Genomic DNA, 18,912 nt, shown 5'->3' with positions numbered 1-18,912 from the left:
ATGCGCTCGATGCGCTGCGCGCGGCGATCGCCGCCGCACCGGCCCGCGGTGCCTTCGGGGCGCGCGCACGCGCCGCTTTGACCGAGGATCTGGCGGCGAGCCAGATGCGGCTCGCCGCGCAGCGACTGTCCGGTGGGGCGCCTGATGCGGCGCGCTCCTCCGCAGCCGCGGCGCTGGTGCAGGAAGCATCCGCGGCACGGGATCTCGCGGCGGTCACGGTGGCGGTGCGGGGGTTGGCGACCCTGGCGGCGTGAGGGGTCGCGCGAGCGGCCGGCGGTGGATGGCGGAGAGGCAGGCGGCAGGCCCACGATCACGCCTGGACGGGCGCATCCGTTCGCTATATGTTCTCGTAATCAACTGGGCTCCGTGCGCCCCTTGATCATCGGTGCCGGCATGGCCGGACGGATAAAGGCCTAAAGCCCTAAAAGTCTAAAAACCTAAAGTAGCAACAACCCAGGGTTGCCGCGGTCCAGGGGGCCGTCGCCCCCTGGCGGGAAGAGGTTCGGAGAGGGGCGGGGCCCCTCTCCGATCAACATCGCCACTCAATCCGCGGCGACGCCGAGTTCTCCGAGCACCGGGTAGTCGGTGTAGCCGCGCGCGTCGCCGCCGTAGAAGCTCTTGGCGTCCGGCGCGTTCAGCGTGGCCCCCGTGCGCAGCCGCTCCGGCAGGTCCGGATTGGCCAGGAAGGAGGAACCGAAGGCGATGATATCCGCGCGCCCCGCGGCGAGATCCGCCTCGGCCCGCGCCGCGTCGTAGCCGCCGTTCAGGATCAGCGGCCCGTCGAAGATGCGCCGCGCGATGCCCGCCGCATCGTAGCTGTAGGCCCCGCCGACCAGGTGCAGATAGGCAAGGCCGCGGCCGCGCAGAGCGGTGGCGATGTAGGTCAGCGTCGCCTCCGGATCGGTGTCGGCGACGTCGTTGAAGGTGCCGCCGGGATTGACCCGCAGGCCGACGCGGCCTGGCCCGATCGCCTCCGCCGCCGCGGTCACCGCGCCGATCAGGAAGCGCGCACGGTTCTCGACCGACCCGCCCCATTCATCGGTGCGCAGGTTGGCATTGGTCGAGAGGAACTGGCTCGGCAGGTAGCCATTGGCGCCATGGATCTCGACGCCATCGAGGCCCGCTTCGCGCGCGAGCCGCGCGGCGCGGCCATAGGTCGCGATCACCGCGGGGATCTCCGCCGCGTCCAGCGCGCGGGGCACCGGCATCGGCTTCGGGCCTTCCTTGGTGAAGATGTCCCCCTTCGCCGCGACGGCGGAAGGTGCCACCGGCGTGCCGCCATCGAGGAAGTCGGGGTGCGAGATGCGCCCGGTGTGCATCACCTGCGCGAAGATCGCCCCGCCCTTGGCGTGCACGGCATCCGCGACCTTGCGCCAGCCGGCCACTTGCCCGGCATTGTAGAGGCCGGGGATGTCGATGTAGCCGCGCCCGCCGGCATCCGGCGTCACGCCTTCCGTGATGATCAGCCCGGCGCCGGCCCGCTGGCCGTAATACAGAGCGTTCAGGTCGTTCGGCAGGGCGCCGGGGCTGCGGTTGCGCGTCATCGGCGCCATCGCGATACGGCTGCGCAGGGGCACATCCCCGATGCGGGTCGGGGCGAACAGGGTCCGTGTCATGGTCATGGTCCTTGTGGGCGAAGGGGCGGGGTGTTGTTGCCCCGCCCGCGCTTCACCGTGTTTCGATCGGTTCAGGCGTTCGCCGGGATCACCTGGCGGCCAACCAGCTTGTTCACGTCCAGCGCGAAGGCGCCGGCGCCGAGGCCCGCCTGCACCAGCAGCAGCAGCGTCCAGAAGGCGGGGAATTCCCAGCCGCCGCCGGTCGCGGTGAACAGCCAGCCATTGCCGGCGTGCTGCAGCGTGGCGCCGATCATGATCGGCAGCGCCAGCAGGCTCACGACCCGCACGCCTACGCCCGTGACCAGGGCGATGCCGGCGCCGATCTCGGCGAAGATCACGATGGCGCCGAAGATCGGCGGATATCCGAGCGATCCGAAGAAGCCCATGGTCCCGGCAAGGCCGAAGGTGCCGAGCTTGAGCAGCCCGCCATGGGCGAGGAACAGCACGCCCATGCTCACGCGGAGCAGGAAGGCGGCGTAGGGGGTGGTGACCTTGGTGTCGAGCATCGTCGTCATCCTTGTCTGGTGAGGCGCCGGGGAAGAACCCCGCGGCCTTCGATGGCGCGGACCATGCCCCGCATCGCCCCCCGGCTTCCAACGGGCCGTCGGAACGTCCATCATCACCAACGCGAATGGCGGACCTTTCCACCCTCGACCTGAACCTGCTGCGGGTATTCGATGCCGTGGCGCGCGAACGGCATGTCACGCGCGCCGCACAGCGGCTGAACCTGTCGCAGCCGGCGGTATCCAATGCGCTGGCCCGGCTGCGCGCGGCGCTGAACGACGAATTGTTCCTCCGCCGTCCCGGCGGGGTGGAACCGACGGAACTGGCCCTCGCCCTGGCCGGACCGGTAGCGGAGGTGCTCGACCGCCTGCGGGAGACCTTGTCCGCACGGGCGCCCTTCGACCCCGCGACATCGGATCGCGTCTTCGTCGCCGCGCTGTCGGAATATGCCGAGGCGGTGCTGGCGCCGCTGCTGCTCGAACGCATGGGGCGGGAGGCGCCGGGCTGCCTCCTGGCGATCCGCCACGCCGACCGCACCAACTGGCAGGAGCTGCTGGAACGCGGGGAAGCCGAGCTCGCCGTCGCCGTACTGCCCGAGCCGCCGGCGATCTACACCCGCATCCGCCTGCTGCCGGAAGGCTTCATGACGCTGATGCGCCGGGGTCATCCGCTGGCAACGGGCGTGCTGACCGAGGACCGGCTGATCACTTTCCCGCATCTGCTGCATTCGCCGAACGGGTCGCGCGACGGCGCGCTGGACGTGGCGCTGGCGACGCGGGGCAAGAAGCGGCGGCTCGGCGCCGTGGTGGCGCATCTGTCGGCGGTGCCGGACATCCTGGCGCGCACCGACATGGTGATGACGCTGTCCGGGCGGCTCGCGCATCTGCTGGCGGAGGCGCATGGGCTTGTGGTGCGGGAATCGCCGGTGGAGATCCGCCATACGCGCCTGTCGATGATCTTCCACCGCCGCTTCGAAAGCGATGCGGGCCATGCCTGGCTGCGGCGGCTGGTGCTGGCCGTGGCGCGCGAGGTGCCTGCGGTCGAGGCCGGGACCGCACCGAAAGGCAACGATGACTGACAGTTTCGACCATGTGATCGTCGGCGCTGGGAGCGCCGGCTGCGTGCTGGCCAACCGCCTGTCGGCAAATGGCGCAACGGTCGCGGTGATCGAGGCCGGCGGCAAGGACCGCCACCCCTACATCCACATCCCGGCCGGCTATGCCCGCATCCTGGACCACGCGAAGCTGACCTGGGGTTTCCGCACCGAGCCCGATGCGGCGACCGGCAATCGCGCGCTCGATTATCCGCGCGGGCGGGTCTGGGGTGGGTCGTCCTCCATCAACGGCCTGGGGCATGTGCGCGGGGATCCGTCCGACTACGACCTCTGGGCGCAGAAGGGCTGCACGGGCTGGGGCTGGGACGACCTGCTGCCCTATTTCATGCGCCACGAATCCTTCGCCGACGGTGGCGAGGGGCGCGGCACCACCGGCCCGCAGCCGATCGAACATCTCGCCGAGCGGCCCGCCTTGCTGGACCAGTTCGCCGCCGCCGCCGAGGCGATCGGCCTGCCGGTGAATGCCGACATGAACGGGCCGCGGCGGGAGGGCTTCGCCACCTTCCAGCAGACACGGCGCGGGCAGCGGCGGATTTCCGCCGCGCGCGCCTATTTGGTGCCGGCGCTGTCGCGGCCAAACCTCACCGTCATCGACAACAGCCTCGCGCTGCGCGTCATGGTGGAAGATGGCCGCGCGACCGGCGTGCTGATCCGCCGCGGCGGTGAGGACCGGCTGATCCGCACGCGCTTCGGCGTGGTGCTTTCGGCGGGCGCGATCGGCTCGCCGCATCTGCTGATGCGGTCCGGCATCGGGCCGGCGGCGCATGTCGCGGAATACGGCATCGCGCCGCTGCTCGATGCGCCGGGCGTCGGGCAGAACCTGCAGGACCACTACATCGTCCGGCTGGCCTTCCGGCTGACCGACCATCGCTGGTCCGCCAACCGCCGCATCGTCTGGCCGCGGCTGGGGTGGGAAGTGCTGCGCTGGGCGACCACCGGCAAGGGCGTGCTGACCTGGTCGCCCGGGATGATGTCGCTGTTCGCCCGCACCGAAGCGGGGCTCGACGCGCCGGACATCCAGATCAATGGCGGGCCGATCTCCTGGCAGGATGGCCGCATCGGGGTGCCGGAAGCGGAGCCGGGCTTCACCCTCGGCGTCTGGCAATGCCGGCCGCACAGCCGCGGATCCGTCACGCTGAAATCCCCGCGCGCCGAGGATGCGCCAGCGATCGCCCCGCGCTTCCTGACCGAACGCGCGGACGAGGCCTGCGTCGTGCGCGGCCTGCGCCTTGCGCGCCGCTGGATGGCCGCCGCGCCGTTGCAGGGCATCGTCGCGCATGAAGTGCGGCCCGGTCCCGCGGCGCAAAGCGAGGAGGAGCTTCTCGCCGTCGCCAGGGCCACGGGCGGGACGGTCTACCACCCCTCCTGCACGGTGCGGATGGGTGGGGATGCGGCGGCGCCGCTCGACGCACGGCTGCGGCTGCGTGGCATCGCGGGGCTGCGCGTGGCGGATGCCTCGATCTTTCCCGACATCCCCGTCTGCAACATCAACGCGACGGTCCTGTCGGTGGCCGAGAAGGCCGCCGACCTGATTGCCGAGGACATGCGCGGGTGATCAGCCCTCCGGGCTGAAGTTCATCGCCACGCCGTTGATGCAGTAGCGCAGCCCGGTCGGCGGCGGCCCGTCCTCGAAGACATGGCCGAGATGGCTGCCGCAGGTCGCGCAATGCACCTCGGTCCGCACCATGCCGTAGCTGCGGTCTGTCGTCGTCTCGACCGCGTCCGGCAACGGGTCGTTGAAGCTCGGCCAGCCGGTGCCGCTCTCGAACTTGCGCCCCGATCGGAACAGCGGCGTGTCGCATCCGACGCAGGTAAAGACGCCCGCGCGCTTCTCCAGCAGCAGCGCGCAGGAGCCAGGGCGTTCCGTGCCATGCTCGCGCATGATGCGGTACTGTTCCGGCGTCAGCAGGCTGCGCCATTCCGCATCGCTGCGCGTGATGGCGTAGGTCTTCTCGGTCATCGTCATCCTCTGTCCTCGCGGCCGGGCGCTGGGGTGCAGCATAGCACGCCGTGCCATCCGGCACCCGCGCTCCCCTGCGCCCCTGCGCCCCTGCGCCCCTGCGCCCCTGCGCCCCTGCGCCCCTGCGCCCCTTGGGCCATATCGGGATGCATACAGCCCGCCGCCAGTCACCGCCGCGCCGGCTTGATGTCCACCAGCGGTGTGCCGTCCATGCAATCGAGACCGCGCACCATGACCGCATCCGCGGTGACCTCGACGACCTCCACCTCGGAGGAAGCGATCGGGTTGGGCCGGTTCGGCGACCGCAGCGCGAAGGTGCCGAGTGGCGCCGGTCGCCCCTTCGGTGCCTGCACCAGCAGGTCACGCCGCGCGAGATGCATCCAGTACAACACCTCGAGCCACGCGCCGGGTTCGATCCCGCGCAGGGCGGGCCGCCAGGGCGCATCGACCTCGATCCGGCAAACCGGGCCGTCTGCCCGGCCGCGATGCGGGCAATCGGCGCGCGTCACGAAGGGCGTGCGGATGCGACCTATGAAAGTGATCGCCGCATCGGCGCGCTCGGGCATGCCGCCCTCCACCTCGCCAGGCCGCGTGGCGTGCCAATCCATGCCGTCGATCTCCCCTGAAGGCGTCCACCAGGGCGCCATGATGGACGTCCCCGGCGGGTTCGGCTATTTCCACCGGCATATAACGCCTTGCGGGAGTGTGCCAATGCTTCGTCGTGTCGTCCTTGCCGCCGCCGCGGCGCTCGGCCTCGCATCCACGCACGGCATGGCACGCGCGCAGGACGCCGTCACGGTCTTCGCCGCGGCCAGCCTGACCGATGCGTTGCGCGCGCTGGGCCAGGACTGGGCCGCACGCGGCAATCCGGCTCCGCGCTTCTCCTTCGCCGCCTCCTCCGCGCTGGCGCGCCAGATGGAACAGGGCGCGCCAGCCGATCTGTTCATGTCGGCCGATGAGGAATGGATGAACTACGTCCAGGAGCGGAACCTGATCGTGAACGACACGCGCGTCAGTCCACTGGGCAATTCGCTGGTGCTCGTCGCGCCCGCCGACGCTGCGCGTCCCGTCGCGCTGACGCGCGAGACCGATCTGCGCGCGCTGCTCGGCCCGAATGGCCGCCTCGCGACGGGCGACCCCGCTCATGTGCCGGTCGGTCGCTACGCCCAGGCGGCACTGACCTGGATGGGGCAGTGGGACGCCATCGCGCCGCGCCTCGCCCGGGCCGACAATGTCCGCGCCGCATTGCTGCTGGTGGAACGGGGCGAGGCCCCCTACGGCATCGTCTACGGCACCGACGCGGCGGCCTCGCGTGGCGTGCGCGTGGTCGGCACCTTCCCGGTCGCCAGCCACACTCCCGTCACCTATCCCTTCGCGCTGACGCGCCGCGCCACCGACAATGCCCAGGCGCGCGCACTGCTCGCCTTCCTGACCGGCGCCGAGGCGCGGCCGACCTGGCAGCGCTTCGGCTTCAGCATCCCGCAGTGACCCTCGGCCTCAGCGCCGAGGAATGGCAGGCGGTCCGGCTTAGTCTTGAGGTCGCCTCCCGCTCCGTCCTCGTCTCCCTGCTGCCGGCGATCGGCGTGGCTTGGCTGCTGGCGCGCGGACGCTTCCCGGGGCGGATGCTGCTGGATGCGCTGGTGCACCTGCCGCTGGTGGTGCCGCCGGTCGTGGTGGGCTGGGGGCTGTTGATGCTGTTCGGCATTCGCGGCCCGATCGGCGGACCGCTGCATGACTGGTTCGGCATCAGGCTGGTCTTCACGACCGAGGGCGCCGCACTGGCCACCGCAGTGATGTCCTTCCCGCTCATCGTCCGCGCGGTGCGCCTTGGGCTGGAACATGTGGACACGGGGCTGGAAGCCGCGGCACGCACCCTCGGCGCGGGACCGTTCGACCGCTTCGTCACCGTCACCCTGCCACTGATGTCGCCGGGCATCCTCGCCGGCGCGGTGACCGCCTTCGCCGCAGGGCTCGGGGAATTCGGCGCGGTGATCACCTTCGCCTCCAACATCCCCGGCGAGACGCAGACCCTGCCGCTTGCCATCTACGCCGCCACGCAGACCGCCGGCGGCGAGGGCGTGGCGGCGCGGCTCGCCGGCATCTCCTTCGTGCTGGCGATCGGCGGATTGCTGCTGGCCGAACTCCTTGCGCGACGGATGCACCGACTGCTGGGGCGTGCCTGATGCCGCAGGTCGCCATCCGGCACCATTTCTCCCCTGGCGGTTTCACGCTCGACGCCGCCTTCGATGCGCCGGATGCCGGCGTGACGGCACTGTTCGGCCCTTCGGGCTGCGGCAAGACCAGCGTGCTGGCCGCGGTCGCCGGACTGCTGCGCCCGCAGCAGGGGCGGGTCGCGATCGGCGACGACGTGCTGCTCGACACCGCACAGGGCATCGCGCTGCCGCCCGAGCGCCGCCGCTGCGCCGTGGTGTTCCAGGATGCACGGCTGTTCCCGCATCTCAGCGTCGAGACAAACCTCCGCTACGGCCTGCGCCGTGCCCCGCGCGAGGCGCAGGGGCCGGGCTTCGACGACGTGGTCGCGCTGCTTGGGATCGGGCATCTGCTGGGCCGCCGCCCGGCTGGGCTGTCGGGCGGGGAGCGCCAGCGCGTCGCCCTCGGACGCGCCCTGCTCGCACGGCCGCGCCTGCTGCTGATGGACGAACCGCTCGCCTCGCTTGACGCCGCGCGGCGCGCCGAGGTGCTGCCCTTCCTCGCGCGGCTGCGCGACGTGGCGCGGCTGCCGATCCTCTACGTCACCCACGCGCTGGAGGAAGTGGACGCGCTGGCCGACCACCTGGTGCTGCTGGACCACGGCCGCGTCCTGGCGCATGGCCCGGTCGCGGCGCTGGCGGCGCGCACCGACCTGCCGCTCGCCGCCCGGCGCGACGCGGGCGTACTGCTCGACTGCACGGTCGCGACGGCGCCGCAGGGCGGCCTTGCACGGCTCGACTTCGCCGGCGGCGCGCTGGTCACCACCCTGCATCCCGGCCCGCCTGGCACCCGCCTGCGCGTGCGGGTGCGCGCGCGCGACATCGCGGTGGCGACCGAGGAGCCGCGCGGCATCTCCACCCAGAACATCCTGCGCGGCACGCTGATCGAGATCGAACCGGCCGGCGAGGGCCAGGAGGTTTTCGTCCGGCTCGCCATCGGGCCCAGCGAGATCCTGGCACGCATCACCCGCGACAGCGCGCGGCGCCTCGCACTACGGCCCGGCATGGAGCTTTGGGCGCTGGTCAAAGCGGTGACCTTCGACCATCGCCTGGTCGCCACGCCACCACAGCCGGACCCTGCAGAATCGGAACGTCGCGATGCCGTACCTGCTGCCTGACGACCGGCTGCTCGCGATGCTGCGCGAGGATGTGCCCCATGGCGACCTCACCACCGCCGGCCTCGGCATCGGCGAACGGCGTGGCGTGGCGGTGTTCCGCACCCGCGGCACCATCACCGCCTGCTGCGTCGAGGAAGCCGAGCGGCTGATGCTGCTGGCGGGCTGCACGGCGGCGCGGCGCATGGCGTCCTCCGGCGCGCAGGTCGAAGCCGGCGGCGACCTGCTGATCGCCGAGGGCGACGCCGCCGCCCTGCATCGCGGCCTGAAGGTGGCGCAGACGCTGATGGAGATCGCCTCCGGCATCGCCACCCGTGCGAGGCGCATCCTGGCCGCGGCGCGCGAGGGCCGGTCCGGCATCGCGGTCGCCTGCACGCGCAAGCACCTGCCCGGGGCGAAGGATGTCATGCTGAAGGCCATCATGGCCGGTGGCTGCATCCCGCACCGGCTCGGCCTGTCGGACAGCGTGCTGGTCTTCGCCCAGCATCGTGCCTTCCTCGGCCGCACCCCGCCGCATCTCTGGGTCGATGCCTTGCGCGCGGCGCAGCCGGAACGGAAGATCACTGTCGAGGCGGAAAGCGTGGACGAGGCCATGTGGTTCGCCGCCGCGGGGGTGGATGCGGTGCAGCTCGACAAGCTGTCACCCGAACAGGTGGGCGATGTGGTGCGCGCCATGGCGACGCTGCCGCGCCGGCCCCTCATCGTCGTCGCCGGCGGGGTGAACGAGACGAACGCCGCTGCCTATGCCTCGGCCGGCGCGGGACTGTTGGTGACCTCCGCCGCCTATGCCGCCCCGCCGGCCGACCTGTCCGTCACCATCACGGCAGCCACGCCGTGAAGCGTCGCGCCGAGGCCGAGGATCGCGAGCCCGCCAGCCAGGCCGAGCTGAGCCTGCGCATCGATCTGCCGAGCGGTCGAATCGGCCCGGGCAAGATCCGGCTGCTCGAGGTGATCGACCAGGAAGGGTCGATCTCGGCGGCGGGTCGTGCCCTCGGCATGAGCTACAAGCGCGCCTGGGATCTGGTGGATGCGCTCAACACCCTGATCGGAACTCCGGTGGTCGAGGCGAGCACCGGCGGCTATCGCGGCGGCGGGGCCATGCTGACCGATGCCGGACGCAACCTGGTGGCCGACTACCGGGCCATCGAACGCGCCGCGCAGCGGGCGGCACAACCGCGCCTCACCGCGCTGTTGCGCCGGACCAAGGGCTGACAGCGCGTTTGATACGCCGCCCCCGGGCCATGCTATAGGCACCGCGATGCCCCGTGCCGTCGCGCCGCGGGTGCGGCGCGCCCCCGTCGCCGCCCCTGCCCGACATGCACCCCCCGCACGACCGCGACGCCGCCTGGCGCCGCGCCTGTTTCGTTGGGCGGTCATCCTCACTGTCTGGGGCATGGTCGCCGCCTTCGCCGCACTGATCGTCTTCGCCTGGGACCTGCCGCGACCCGAGGATGCGCTATCCGCCACGCGCCGCCCCTCCGTCACCATCGTCGCCGCCGATGGCGCGCTGCTGTCCACCAGCGGCGACCTCTATGGAGAGACGGTGCGCCTGCGCGACCTGCCCGCACATGTGCCGGCCGCCTTCATCGCCATCGAGGATCGCCGCTTCCGCGACCATATGGGTCTCGACCTCATCGGCATGCTGCGGGCGGCGATGGTCAACATGACCGCCGGGCGCGTCGTGCAGGGCGGTTCGACGCTGACGCAGCAGCTTGCCAAGAACCTGTTTCTGACACCTGAACGCAGCCTGCGGCGCAAGGTGCAGGAGGCGCTGCTCGCACTGTGGCTGGAAGCGCGCTTCACCAAGGATGAGCTGCTGACCATCTACCTCAACCGCGTCTATCTCGGCGCCGGTACCTATGGCGTCGATGCCGCGGCGCGGCTGTATTTCGGCGTGCCGGCGCGGCGCCTCACGCCCGGGCAGGCGGCGGTGCTGGCCGGCCTGCCCAAGGCGCCGTCCCGCTTCAACCCGCGCGTCAACCCGACCGCCGCGGTCAACCGCGCGACCGAGGTGCTGGAGGCGATGGTCGAGACCGGCGCCATCCCCGCCGCCGCCGCGATGACCGAGGCGGAAAACCTGCGCTTCCCCCCCGCCCCGTCCCGTGATGCCGGCTGGTTCGCCGACTGGGTGCGCGATGGCATCGGCGACCGCGCGCCGGCGACCTCGGACCTGCTGCTGCGCACGACACTCGATTCCCGTCTGCAAGCGGCGGTGGAAGCGCGGCTTGAGGCGATCCTCGTGGCGCAGGGCCGCGCCGCCGGCGTGTCCCAGGGTGCGGTGGTGGCGATCGAGGCAGCCAGCGGCGCGGTGCGCGCCATGGCAGGCGGGCGTGACTACCGGACCAGCCCCTTCAACCGCGCCACCCAGGCGCGGCGGCAACCGGGCTCGGCCTTCAAGCCTTTCGTCTACCTCGCCGCCATCGAGGCCGGGGCGCGGCCGGATGACATGGTCTCCGACGCGCCGATCAGCCTCGGTGGCTGGTCGCCGGGCAATGGCCATTGGCGGATGCGCGGAGAGATCACCATCGAGGACGCGCTCGCCCACTCCGTGAACACCGCCGCGGTGCGGGTGATGCAGCGCGGCGGCGGGCCGCGCGCGGTGGGCGCGCTGGCGCAGCGGCTCGGTCTGCCGGGGCCGTTCCCGCGCGATGCCTCGATCGCGCTCGGCACCGCGGAGGTGACGTTGCTCGATCTCGTCACCGCCTATGCGCCCTTTGCCAACGGCGGGCGGCGTGTCGCGCCCTTCGGCGTCGCGGAAGCGCGCGCGGAGGGCCGGCCGATCGCCTGGCTGCCGCCCGCCCCCTCCCCCGTCATTTCGGCCGAGGCAGCAGAGGCGATGCGGCGCATGATGGCCGCGACGGTGGCGCGCGGCACCGGCCGCGCGGCCGCCCTGCCGGGCATCGCCGTCGCCGGCAAGACCGGCACCACGCAGGATAATCGCGATGCCTGGTTCATCGGCATCGCCGGAGGATTGGTCATGGGCATCTGGCTCGGCAATGACGATGCGACGCCGATGGAAGGGGTGGCGGGCGGCGGCCTGCCCGCGCGGCTGTTCCGCGACATCCTGGAAACCGCTCGCGGCAGGGCCGGGTGAGATGACGGAACCGCGCGACATGCTGATCGCCTTGGCCCGGCCCGTGCGGCATGAGGCGAACAACCTGCTCGCCGCGCTGTCCGGCACGGCGGAGATCATGCTGCGCTCACCCGCCAGCACCGAGCGCGACATCGCGCGGGCGGAGCGGCTGCGCGACGCGTCGCAGCGGCTGCAGGCGTTGCTGCACGCCTATCTCGCGCTCGGCGCGCCGCCACCGGAGGGCACGCCGGCCGCGACGGTGCTCGATACCATGCGCCCGCTGGTCCGGCTGGCCCTCGGCCCGGGCCGCAGCGCGGAGGCCGAGGCCGCCGGCGGACTGCCGGTGCTGGAAGCCTCGCCCGCCGCGTTGCAGGAGGCGATCCTGCAGCTGGCACGCGACGCGGCGGCGATCGCGCCGCCGGAGGCCGACCTGCGCCTGGCGCTGGATCCAGCACCGGGTGGTGCCTTGCTGTCCGCCCATCCGAGCACCGGAGGGGATGCGCCGCCGCCGGTTTTCCTGCCGGCCGCGCGGGCCCGGACGCCGCGGAACGAATAGGCGCGGCGTGGCGCCACGGCCACGCTTGCCCGGGCCAATCCACGCCCCGGAGCCTGAAACACTGCGCCGGCAGACACTTCCGGTATAGCATTGCCAGCCAGGATCAAGACGAAGACCCGATGCCCCGCGCTGCCCTGTCCGACCACGGCCCGCCCTCCGCCCGGGCCTCCTCCAGTTCCGGCCGATTCGCCTCGGCCGCCGTGCGCGCGGTGCTGCGGCGACGCGCGATGGAGATGTGCGGGCTGCTGGTCGCGCTCGCGGCCGTCGCGCTCGGGGTCGCGCTGGGCAGCCATAATCCGGCCGATCCGTCGCTCAACACCTCGACGCATGGGCCGACGACGAACCTGGCGGGGCCGGCCGGGGCGATCGTCTCCGATGTGCTGTTGCAGGGCCTGGGCTTCGCCGCGGCACTGCCGTGCCTCGCGCTGCTCGCCTGGGCGTTCCGGCTGGCGACCCATCGGGGGCTGGGGTCGGTCACGGCGCGGTTCCTCGGCCTGCTCGCCGGGATGCCGATGGCTGCGGCGGCGCTGTCGCTGCTGCCGCTACCGCGCAACCTGCCGGTGGAAGCCGGGCCTGGCGGCGTCGTCGGGCCGGCGATGGCGGGGCTGGTGGTGGATACGCTGGCGGGGCTGCTGGGACCGATGGGCACGCTGGCCGGCCAAGGCTTCGTGATGGTCGCCGCGGTCGGCACCGCCTTCGTTGCCTGCGGGTTGACGGTGGGCGAATGGCGCGGTGCGGGCCGTGCGGCGGTCGGTGCAGGGCAGGTCGCCGTGGGCGCGGCCCGCAGCGGCGCCGCCAGCCTGCGCCGCCAGGGCCCCGGGCGCGACCCTGAGGAGGAGCCGGAGGAGGAACCGGAGGTGCGGCACCCGCGTGGGCCGGGCCTGTTCGCTCGGCTCAGCGCACCGTTCCGCAGCATGGGACGTGGCGCGGGCGCACTGCTGCGGCGCGAACCGAACGCCATGCCGCTCGGCGCCATGCTGCGCGCGGCGGATGAGGCCGCGACGGCCGTGCCGCCCAGCCCGGCCGCGCCGCCGGCGCCGCTGCCGGGCCAGGATGGCGATGTCCGCCCCGGGACTGAACCCGTGGCCAAGCCGCGGCTCGTGGCGCGCAGCAAGGTGCTGGACCGCGCGCCGGATCGCGGCCGCCGCCCGCCGGAACAGCGAACGCTCGACCTCGAAACCGGGGGGTGGAAACTGCCCCCGCTCGACCTGCTGACGGAAGCGCCGGCAAAGCGCAGCGGCAGGCCATCCGAGGAATCGCTGCAGGCCAATGCGCGGCTGCTGGAATCGGTGCTGGAGGATTACGGCGTGCGCGGCCGCATCGCCGAGATCCGCCCCGGCCCCGTCGTCACGCTGTACGAACTCGAACCCGCGCCGGGGACGAAGTCCTCCCGCGTCATTGGGTTGGCGGACGACATCGCGCGGTCGATGTCGTTGATCGCGGTGCGCATCGCGACCGTGCCGGGACGCAACGTCATCGGCATCGAGATGCCGAATGCCAAGCGCGAGACGGTCTACCTGTCCGAGATGTTCGCCGACGAATCCTGGGCGCGGCACCAGGCGAAACTGCCCTTGGCGCTGGGCAAGGATATCGGCGGCAGCCCGGTCATCGCCGATCTCGCGCGCATGCCGCATCTGCTGATCGCGGGCACCACCGGTTCGGGCAAGTCGGTCGGGATCAACACCATGATCCTGTCGCTGCTCTATCGCTTCGGGCCGGAGGAATGCCGCTTCATCATGATCGACCCGAAGATGCTGGAGTTGTCGGTCTATGACCGCATCCCGCATCTGCTGGCCCCGGTGGTGACGGAACCGCCCAAGGCGATCGGCGCACTGAAATGGACGGTGCGGGAGATGGAGCGCCGCTACCGCGCCATGTCCCAGCTCGGCGTGCGCAACATCGGTGGCTACAACGAGAAGGTGACGGCCTCCCGCCAGCGCGGCGAGGTGCTGACGCGCAAGGTGCAAACGGGCTTCGACCCCGACACCGGCAAGCCGGTCTTCGAGGAACAGCCCCTCGCCCTCGAACCGCTGCCGATGATCGTCGTCGTCATCGACGAGATGGCCGACCTGATGATCGTCGCCGGCAAGGAGATCGAGGCGGCGGTCCAGCGTCTCGCGCAGATGGCGCGCGCCGCGGGCATCCATGTGATCATGGCGACGCAGCGGCCTTCGGTGGACGTCATCACCGGCACCATCAAGGCGAACTTCCCGACCCGCATCTCCTTCCAGGTGACGAGCAAGATCGACAGCCGCACCATCCTCGGCGAGCAGGGCGCCGAGCAGCTGCTCGGCCAGGGCGACATGCTGCACATGCCCGGTGGGCAGCGCGTGTCCCGCGTGCACGGGCCCTTCGTGTCCGACACGGAAGTCGAGCGCGTGGTCGAGTTCCTGCGCGAGCAGGGCGAGCCCGCCTATGTCGAGGAAGTCACCGAGGAGGCCGACGAGGACGGCGCGCAGCCCGGCATGCTCGGCGGCAACACGGATGGGGAGGCTTCGCTCTACGACCAGGCCGTCGCACTGGTCACGCGCGAGGGCAAGGCCAGCACCTCCTTCGTCCAGCGGCACCTCAACATCGGCTACAACCGCGCCGCCAAGCTGATCGAGCAGATGGAGAAGGAAGGCGTGGTCGGTGCGGCAAACCATGTCGGCAAGCGCGAGGTCCTCGCACCCGGTCCGCGCGACTGAGCTGTCATATGGCGACCCGCGTCCCCAGGAACCGCTCCCGCCGCCGCTTGGTGCTCTCACTGACGATGCGCGGCGCGGCACGGCGGAAGCGCGCCCCGCCCTCGCGCTTCTCCAGCGTCAGGGTGCGCGTGTGGAAAGCCTCCAGCCCTGGGCGATGGCCGATCGACACGATCGCGGCCTCGGGCAGAGATTCGACCAGCAGCGTCATCATGGCGTCCTGATTCTCCTCGTCGAGCGCGGCCGTCGCCTCATCGAGGAAGATCCAGCGCGGCGCCTGCAGCAGCAATCGTGCCATGGCGAGGCGCTGCTGCTCACCGAGCGAGAACACGCGGTCCCAGCGCTCCTCCTCCTCCAGCCGGTCGGCGAGATGGCCGAGGCCCACGCGTTCCAGCGCATCCACCTTTTTCGCGGTATCGAAGGCCTCGGCGGGCGCGGGATAGCACAACGTGTCGGTCAACGTGCCGAGCGGCAGGTAGGGGCGCTGCGGCAGGAAGGCCATCGAGTCACGCGGCGGGGTGACGATGCGCCCGCCACCCCAGGGCCACAGGCCGCCGATCGCTCGGAACAGCGTGGATTTGCCCGAGCCGGATTCGCCCTTGATCAGCACGCGCTCGCCCGGCTCGATCGTTGCCGACGCCTCGGAGATGACGGTGGTGCCGTCCGCAAGGGCGATCTCGAGCCGATCGAGCTGCAGCCTCTCCGGCCCACCCTCTTCGATCTGCTCCATGGCGATGGTCGGCTGCTCGGGGTCGGCGGCCAGCGCCTCAAGGTCGTCGAGCGCATCCTGGAAGGCGACGAGGCGCGAGGTGGCGCTGCGCCATTCCGCGATGTTGGGGAAGCGGTCGACGAACCAGTTCAGCGCCATCTGCACCTGGGCGAAGGCCGCGCCCACCTGCATCAGCACGCCGAGCGACATGGCACCGGAGAAATAGGCAGGAGCGGCCACCACGGTGGGGAAGATCATCGCCAGCGTGCCATAGGCGCTGGTCAGCCACATCAGGTTGCGCTGGCTGCGCATCAACTCCCGCCAGACGCCGCGCACCTCGCCGAACAGGCGGTCGATGCCGCGGCGCTCATCAGCCTCGCCGCGGATCAGGGCGATGCTCTCGCTGCTTTCGCGCGCCCGGGTCAGGCCGAAGCGGAAGTCCGCCTCGGCAGTGGTGCGGCGCACCTGGATGCGCACCATGGGCCGCCCCACCCACCAGGTCAGGCCGGAACCGATGCCGGCATAGAGCACCGCCGCCCAGACCATGTAGCCGGGTACGTGCAGGTTCATCCCGCCCAGCATCACGTCGAGCGGCCCGGAGAGTGACCACAGGATGCCGACGAAGGCGATCAGCATGCTGACCGAGATCAGCAGCCCCACCACGAAGTCCACGGACAGGTCTGCGGCGAGACGGACATCCTCCGCGATGCGCTGGTCGGGATTGTCGGCCTCGGCGGCGCCGGCCTCGAGCTGGTACTGGCGACTGTCATGCAGCCAGGCCTCGGTCAGCCGGCGCGTCAGCCATTCGCGCCAGGCAAGTTGCAGCAGCTGCTTGAGATAGAGTTGGTACACCGCCGCCGTCATCGACAGGCCGGCCAGCATGAGGAAGACCACGATCTGGTGCTGGAAGGCCTGCGCATTGCGCTTGTCGAGCGCATCGAAGAAATCGCGGTTCCAGGTGTTGAAGCGGATCTGGATGACGACCTGCGCCAAGGTCATCGCCACGACGCCGAGGATGATTAGCCGCGCCTTGCCGCGATCCGGCGCGACGAGCCAGGCACGCACCCAGCGCCAAAAGCCGTAGAGGTCGGAGGTGGCGGGGCGGCCTGCCGTTTCGGCCGGGGTGGGCTGGTCGGACATGGGATCACCACCGTGGCTGTTCGGATGGCCGTGGACGCACGCGCTTCGCCCCACGCCGATCCACTTCCCCATCCGGCCAGCCCACCAGGATGTCGTCGTGGGGAAGCGGTCAGGCGTGAAGCCCCATCATCCGGCGAAGCCGCGTCCGGCAATCAGCGCGACCAGGAACAGCACGAGGAAGATCACGAACAGAACCTTCGCGATGCCGCTCGCCGCCGATGCAATGCCGCCGAAGCCGAGCACGCCGGCGACGATGGCTACGACGAGGAAGATCAGGGTCCAGTAGAGCATTGGGTTTCTCCATTGCGTTCCTGGCAGATGAACGCGACGGCCGGCTGGCAGGTTGCACGGCATGTAGAACGCCGCCGGGCGGGTCCCGGCGGCGTCCATGTCAGCCCCTTCGAGTGAGGGCAAAGGTCAGAGTTCGCGTTCCCACGCCGCGACCTGCTCGGCCGCCTTTTCCTTCGCGATGCCGTAGCGTTCCTGCACGCGGCCGATCAGCTGATCGCGCTTGCCCTCAATGACGGCCAGGTCATCGTCGGTCAGCTTGCCCCACTGCTCCTTCACCTTGCCCGTCAGCTGCTTCCAGTTGCCGGCGATCATGTCCTTGTTCATGGCGCACTCCTGCAATCGCGGCCGCCGGCATGGCGGCCTGCAAGCAGAACGGCTGGTATCGGCGACGGTTGCCCGAAGCCCGCCGCCTGGTGCGTCGGCGCCTCGACAAGACTTCAGGAGCGCACAGCGCGGCCGCGCCCAAACCGACCGCCGCGCCGGGCCGCCCACCGCCGGCGTTTAAGGCAACCTGCAGACTTTCCTCAGACCGCCGGCCCGCGGCCGCCATTCACCGCCTGGAAGGTCGCGATCGCGAGCGCCAGCGGCTCGAAGGGCTTGCTGATGATGAAGGCAGGCTCCACACCCTCGGCCGTCAGCAGGCGCTCCGGATAGGCGGTGACAAAGATGACCGGCACCGTCATCGTCTGCTGGATGCGCGCCACCGCGTGGCTGCCATCCCCGCCGCGGCCGAGGTTGATGTCGGCAAGGATCAGCCCGGGTCGCTTCTCGGCCGCGAGCCGTACCGCCGCCGCCTCGGTTGCCGCGATGCCGACGACCCGATGGCCGCAGGTCTCGACCAGCCGGCGGAGATCGAGCGCGATGATCGGCTCATCCTCGATGACCAGGATGTCGGTCGCCGCCGTGGCGCGCAGCGCGGCGCGTCCGGCCTCCAGCTCCCGTTCCGCGACGGCGCGGTCGATGTCGAGGATAGTGGCGGCATCGTCGAGGGTGAGGTCCTCGAGCGCCGTCAGCAGCAGCAGATTGCGTTGCAGCGCATCAGGGCCGGACCCCGGTGGAGACGGCGGCACCGCGCGTGCCACTGCGGCAAAAAGCGCGAGGCGCGGCGCCACGTCAGGCAGGTCTCCCGACAGCGCCGCCGCGACCAGGGCGTCGCCGCTGTCCCGCGCGCCGGTCAAGGCACGCGCGTATCGTCGGGCGTAGGGGAGTGCGCGCAGCAACTCCGACGGATGGATCGCGTTCATCTTGGCACCTTCCGGAACAGCCCTATGGTCAGGCGAATGGATGCAGCGCAACGCTGCCGCGCATGAAACAGCAGGCCGACGAATATCGCGAGGCCATCGTGGCGCTGGTTCCGCAGTTGCGGGCCTTCGCGCGATTCCTTGCGCGCGACGTCGCCCGCGCCGACGATTTGGTGCAGGACGCGATCCTGCGTGCGCTGGAACGACAGGACGCCTGGGCCGAGGGGACCGACCTGCGCGCCTGGACCTTCCGCCTGCTGCGCAACCTGTTCCTCGACCAGCAGCGCCGGCGGCGCGTCGAACAGCGGGGACTTGCCACGCTGCCGCCCCCGCAGCCGGACACCGCCCGCCAGGCAGGCCGCGACGCGCTGCACGACCTGGAGGCGGCGATCGCGACGCTGCCGCCGACCCAGCGCGAGGCGCTGATCCTGGTCGCCGCGATGGAACTGGACACCGCCACGGCGTCGGCCGTGATTGGCGTGCCGGAAGGTACGGTCAAGGCGCGTGTATCCCGTGCGCGCGTGGCCCTTGCCCGGGAATTCGGCGCGCGACGGTGATCGCCGGCCTGAACTGATCTCTCCGGCCCAACTCATGGTGCCGCAACGCAGTTCCTGGGTCGTCGTTTCATGCAAGAAACGCATATCAGCCATGCATCTTGATGGATACTCACATGCAACCGGCGTCTCCCACCGATCGTTT

Annotated in this window: 20 protein-coding genes; 12 read left to right on the top strand and 8 right to left on the bottom strand. The window is 71.2% G+C overall.

All coding sequences use genetic code 11. The features are described 5' to 3' along the window. Positions 1 to 254 (top strand): hypothetical protein (locus AC2YHJ_RS10695; RefSeq protein WP_487395903.1); only part of this gene is annotated, 254 nt, incomplete at its 5' end. 288 nt (positions 255 to 542) lie between these two features. Here the strand turns inward: AC2YHJ_RS10695 and AC2YHJ_RS10690 are convergent. Next, positions 543 to 1,616 carry an alkene reductase gene (locus tag AC2YHJ_RS10690; RefSeq protein ID WP_487395901.1) on the bottom strand — a complete coding sequence of 358 codons (1,074 nt, stop codon included), beginning with the start codon at positions 1,614 to 1,616 and terminating at the stop codon, positions 543 to 545. 71 nt (positions 1,617 to 1,687) lie between these two features. After that, positions 1,688 to 2,122 carry a DoxX family protein gene (locus tag AC2YHJ_RS10685; RefSeq protein ID WP_487395900.1) on the bottom strand — a complete coding sequence of 145 codons (435 nt, stop codon included), beginning with the start codon at positions 2,120 to 2,122 and terminating at the stop codon, positions 1,688 to 1,690. A gap of 125 nt (positions 2,123 to 2,247) precedes the next feature. On the opposite strand from AC2YHJ_RS10685, the gene AC2YHJ_RS10680 reads away from it, so the two are divergent. Together AC2YHJ_RS10680 and AC2YHJ_RS10675 are read left to right on the top strand one after the other, a co-directional pair. After that, positions 2,248 to 3,198, top strand: a complete 951-nt coding sequence (locus AC2YHJ_RS10680) for a LysR family transcriptional regulator (RefSeq protein WP_487395899.1) — start codon at positions 2,248 to 2,250, stop codon at positions 3,196 to 3,198. Beyond that, positions 3,191 to 4,789 (top strand): GMC family oxidoreductase, encoded by a 1,599-nt coding sequence (locus tag AC2YHJ_RS10675; RefSeq protein ID WP_487395898.1) that lies wholly within the window; start codon positions 3,191 to 3,193, stop codon positions 4,787 to 4,789. Before AC2YHJ_RS10680 ends, AC2YHJ_RS10675 begins: the two co-directional genes overlap by 8 nt. Here the strand turns inward: AC2YHJ_RS10675 and msrB are convergent, their stop codons facing one another. Together msrB and tsaA are read right to left on the bottom strand one after the other, a co-directional pair. Next, positions 4,790 to 5,194 (bottom strand): peptide-methionine (R)-S-oxide reductase MsrB, encoded by a 405-nt coding sequence (msrB, locus tag AC2YHJ_RS10670; protein ID WP_487395897.1) that lies wholly within the window; start codon positions 5,192 to 5,194, stop codon positions 4,790 to 4,792. 167 nt (positions 5,195 to 5,361) lie between these two features. Further along, on the bottom strand, positions 5,362 to 5,802 hold the full coding sequence (gene tsaA / locus AC2YHJ_RS10665; protein WP_487395896.1) for a tRNA (N6-threonylcarbamoyladenosine(37)-N6)-methyltransferase TrmO: 441 nt from the start codon (positions 5,800 to 5,802) through the stop codon (positions 5,362 to 5,364). 103 nt (positions 5,803 to 5,905) lie between these two features. On the opposite strand from tsaA, the gene modA reads away from it, so the two are divergent. The 8 genes from modA (at position 5,906) to AC2YHJ_RS10625 (ending at position 14,835) form a co-directional block, all read left to right on the top strand. Beyond that, positions 5,906 to 6,682: a molybdate ABC transporter substrate-binding protein gene (gene modA, locus AC2YHJ_RS10660; RefSeq protein ID WP_487395894.1), complete on the top strand. Its 777-nt coding sequence runs from the start codon at positions 5,906 to 5,908 to the stop codon at positions 6,680 to 6,682. Beyond that, positions 6,679 to 7,377: a molybdate ABC transporter permease subunit gene (gene modB / locus AC2YHJ_RS10655; RefSeq protein ID WP_487395892.1), complete on the top strand. Its 699-nt coding sequence runs from the start codon at positions 6,679 to 6,681 to the stop codon at positions 7,375 to 7,377. Before modA ends, modB begins: the two co-directional genes overlap by 4 nt. Next, a complete protein-coding gene (gene modC, locus AC2YHJ_RS10650; protein WP_487395891.1) occupies positions 7,377 to 8,522 on the top strand; it encodes a molybdenum ABC transporter ATP-binding protein in 1,146 nt (381 codons plus the stop codon). Before modB ends, modC begins: the two co-directional genes overlap by 1 nt. Beyond that, positions 8,503 to 9,357, top strand: coding sequence for a ModD protein (gene modD / locus AC2YHJ_RS10645; protein WP_487395890.1), 855 nt, complete (start codon positions 8,503 to 8,505; stop codon positions 9,355 to 9,357). The genes modC and modD overlap by 20 nt, the downstream gene beginning before the upstream one ends. Continuing rightward, a complete protein-coding gene (locus tag AC2YHJ_RS10640) occupies positions 9,354 to 9,731 on the top strand; it encodes a winged helix-turn-helix domain-containing protein (RefSeq protein WP_487395889.1) in 378 nt (125 codons plus the stop codon). Before modD ends, AC2YHJ_RS10640 begins: the two co-directional genes overlap by 4 nt. 46 nt (positions 9,732 to 9,777) lie before the next feature. Beyond that, complete coding sequence (locus AC2YHJ_RS10635; RefSeq protein WP_487395888.1) at positions 9,778 to 11,613, top strand: transglycosylase domain-containing protein; 1,836 nt, start codon at positions 9,778 to 9,780, stop codon at positions 11,611 to 11,613. Positions 11,614 to 11,632: 19 nt separating this feature from the next. Beyond that, complete coding sequence (locus AC2YHJ_RS10630; RefSeq protein WP_487395886.1) at positions 11,633 to 12,148, top strand: nitrogen regulation protein NR(II); 516 nt, start codon at positions 11,633 to 11,635, stop codon at positions 12,146 to 12,148. 119 nt (positions 12,149 to 12,267) lie between these two features. Further along, the gene (locus tag AC2YHJ_RS10625) at positions 12,268 to 14,835 is read left to right on the top strand and encodes an FtsK/SpoIIIE family DNA translocase (RefSeq protein WP_487395885.1); all 2,568 of its coding nucleotides are present in this window, start codon (positions 12,268 to 12,270) and stop codon (positions 14,833 to 14,835) included. 4 nt (positions 14,836 to 14,839) lie between these two features. Here AC2YHJ_RS10625 and AC2YHJ_RS10620 read toward each other — a convergent pair whose 3' ends face one another. The 4 genes from AC2YHJ_RS10620 to AC2YHJ_RS10605 all read right to left on the bottom strand — a co-directional run bounded on the left by AC2YHJ_RS10620 (position 14,840) and on the right by AC2YHJ_RS10605 (position 18,216). Then, the gene (locus AC2YHJ_RS10620) at positions 14,840 to 16,681 is read right to left on the bottom strand and encodes an ABC transporter ATP-binding protein/permease (protein WP_487395883.1); all 1,842 of its coding nucleotides are present in this window, start codon (positions 16,679 to 16,681) and stop codon (positions 14,840 to 14,842) included. A 126-nt stretch (positions 16,682 to 16,807) separates the two neighbouring features. Beyond that, positions 16,808 to 16,972 (bottom strand): DUF1328 domain-containing protein, encoded by a 165-nt coding sequence (locus AC2YHJ_RS10615; protein WP_487395909.1) that lies wholly within the window; start codon positions 16,970 to 16,972, stop codon positions 16,808 to 16,810. 126 nt (positions 16,973 to 17,098) lie between these two features. After that, entirely contained in the window at positions 17,099 to 17,296 is a 198-nt protein-coding gene (locus tag AC2YHJ_RS10610) for a CsbD family protein (protein ID WP_487395882.1), read from the bottom strand. Positions 17,297 to 17,496: 200 nt separating this feature from the next. After that, positions 17,497 to 18,216, bottom strand: coding sequence for a response regulator (locus tag AC2YHJ_RS10605; RefSeq protein ID WP_487395880.1), 720 nt, complete (start codon positions 18,214 to 18,216; stop codon positions 17,497 to 17,499). Between the two features lie 62 nt (positions 18,217 to 18,278). Between AC2YHJ_RS10605 and AC2YHJ_RS10600 the strand changes: the two genes are divergently transcribed. Continuing rightward, complete coding sequence (locus AC2YHJ_RS10600) at positions 18,279 to 18,770, top strand: sigma-70 family RNA polymerase sigma factor (RefSeq protein ID WP_487395879.1); 492 nt, start codon at positions 18,279 to 18,281, stop codon at positions 18,768 to 18,770. Positions 18,771 to 18,912: the final 142 nt, after the last annotated feature.

It is taken from the genome of Roseomonas sp. SRI_022, from assembly GCF_057586215.1.
The sequence above is the reverse complement of the archived record's forward strand: the minus strand, read 5'-3'. Positions and strand labels throughout refer to the sequence as shown.

Bases quoted from the DNA above. Each gene is read 5' to 3' on its own strand.
- AC2YHJ_RS10690 (WP_487395901.1), bottom strand. From the start codon at position 1,616: ATGACACGGACCCTGTTCGCCCCGACCCGCATCGGGGATGTGCCCCTG.
- AC2YHJ_RS10685 (WP_487395900.1), bottom strand. From the start codon at position 2,122: ATGCTCGACACCAAGGTCACCACCCCCTACGCCGCCTTCCTGCTCCGC.
- AC2YHJ_RS10680 (WP_487395899.1), top strand. From the start codon at position 2,248: ATGGCGGACCTTTCCACCCTCGACCTGAACCTGCTGCGGGTATTCGAT.
- AC2YHJ_RS10675 (WP_487395898.1), top strand. From the start codon at position 3,191: ATGACTGACAGTTTCGACCATGTGATCGTCGGCGCTGGGAGCGCCGGC.
- msrB (WP_487395897.1), bottom strand. From the start codon at position 5,194: ATGACCGAGAAGACCTACGCCATCACGCGCAGCGATGCGGAATGGCGC.
- tsaA (WP_487395896.1), bottom strand. From the start codon at position 5,802: ATGGATTGGCACGCCACGCGGCCTGGCGAGGTGGAGGGCGGCATGCCC.
- modA (WP_487395894.1), top strand. From the start codon at position 5,906: ATGCTTCGTCGTGTCGTCCTTGCCGCCGCCGCGGCGCTCGGCCTCGCA.
- modC (WP_487395891.1), top strand. From the start codon at position 7,377: ATGCCGCAGGTCGCCATCCGGCACCATTTCTCCCCTGGCGGTTTCACG.
- modD (WP_487395890.1), top strand. From the start codon at position 8,503: ATGCCGTACCTGCTGCCTGACGACCGGCTGCTCGCGATGCTGCGCGAG.
- AC2YHJ_RS10635 (WP_487395888.1), top strand. From the start codon at position 9,778: ATGCCCCGTGCCGTCGCGCCGCGGGTGCGGCGCGCCCCCGTCGCCGCC.
- AC2YHJ_RS10630 (WP_487395886.1), top strand. From the start codon at position 11,633: ATGCTGATCGCCTTGGCCCGGCCCGTGCGGCATGAGGCGAACAACCTG.
- AC2YHJ_RS10625 (WP_487395885.1), top strand. From the start codon at position 12,268: ATGCCCCGCGCTGCCCTGTCCGACCACGGCCCGCCCTCCGCCCGGGCC.
- AC2YHJ_RS10620 (WP_487395883.1), bottom strand. From the start codon at position 16,681: ATGTCCGACCAGCCCACCCCGGCCGAAACGGCAGGCCGCCCCGCCACC.
- AC2YHJ_RS10615 (WP_487395909.1), bottom strand. From the start codon at position 16,972: ATGCTCTACTGGACCCTGATCTTCCTCGTCGTAGCCATCGTCGCCGGC.
- AC2YHJ_RS10610 (WP_487395882.1), bottom strand. From the start codon at position 17,296: ATGAACAAGGACATGATCGCCGGCAACTGGAAGCAGCTGACGGGCAAG.
- AC2YHJ_RS10605 (WP_487395880.1), bottom strand. From the start codon at position 18,216: ATGAACGCGATCCATCCGTCGGAGTTGCTGCGCGCACTCCCCTACGCC.
- AC2YHJ_RS10600 (WP_487395879.1), top strand. From the start codon at position 18,279: ATGAAACAGCAGGCCGACGAATATCGCGAGGCCATCGTGGCGCTGGTT.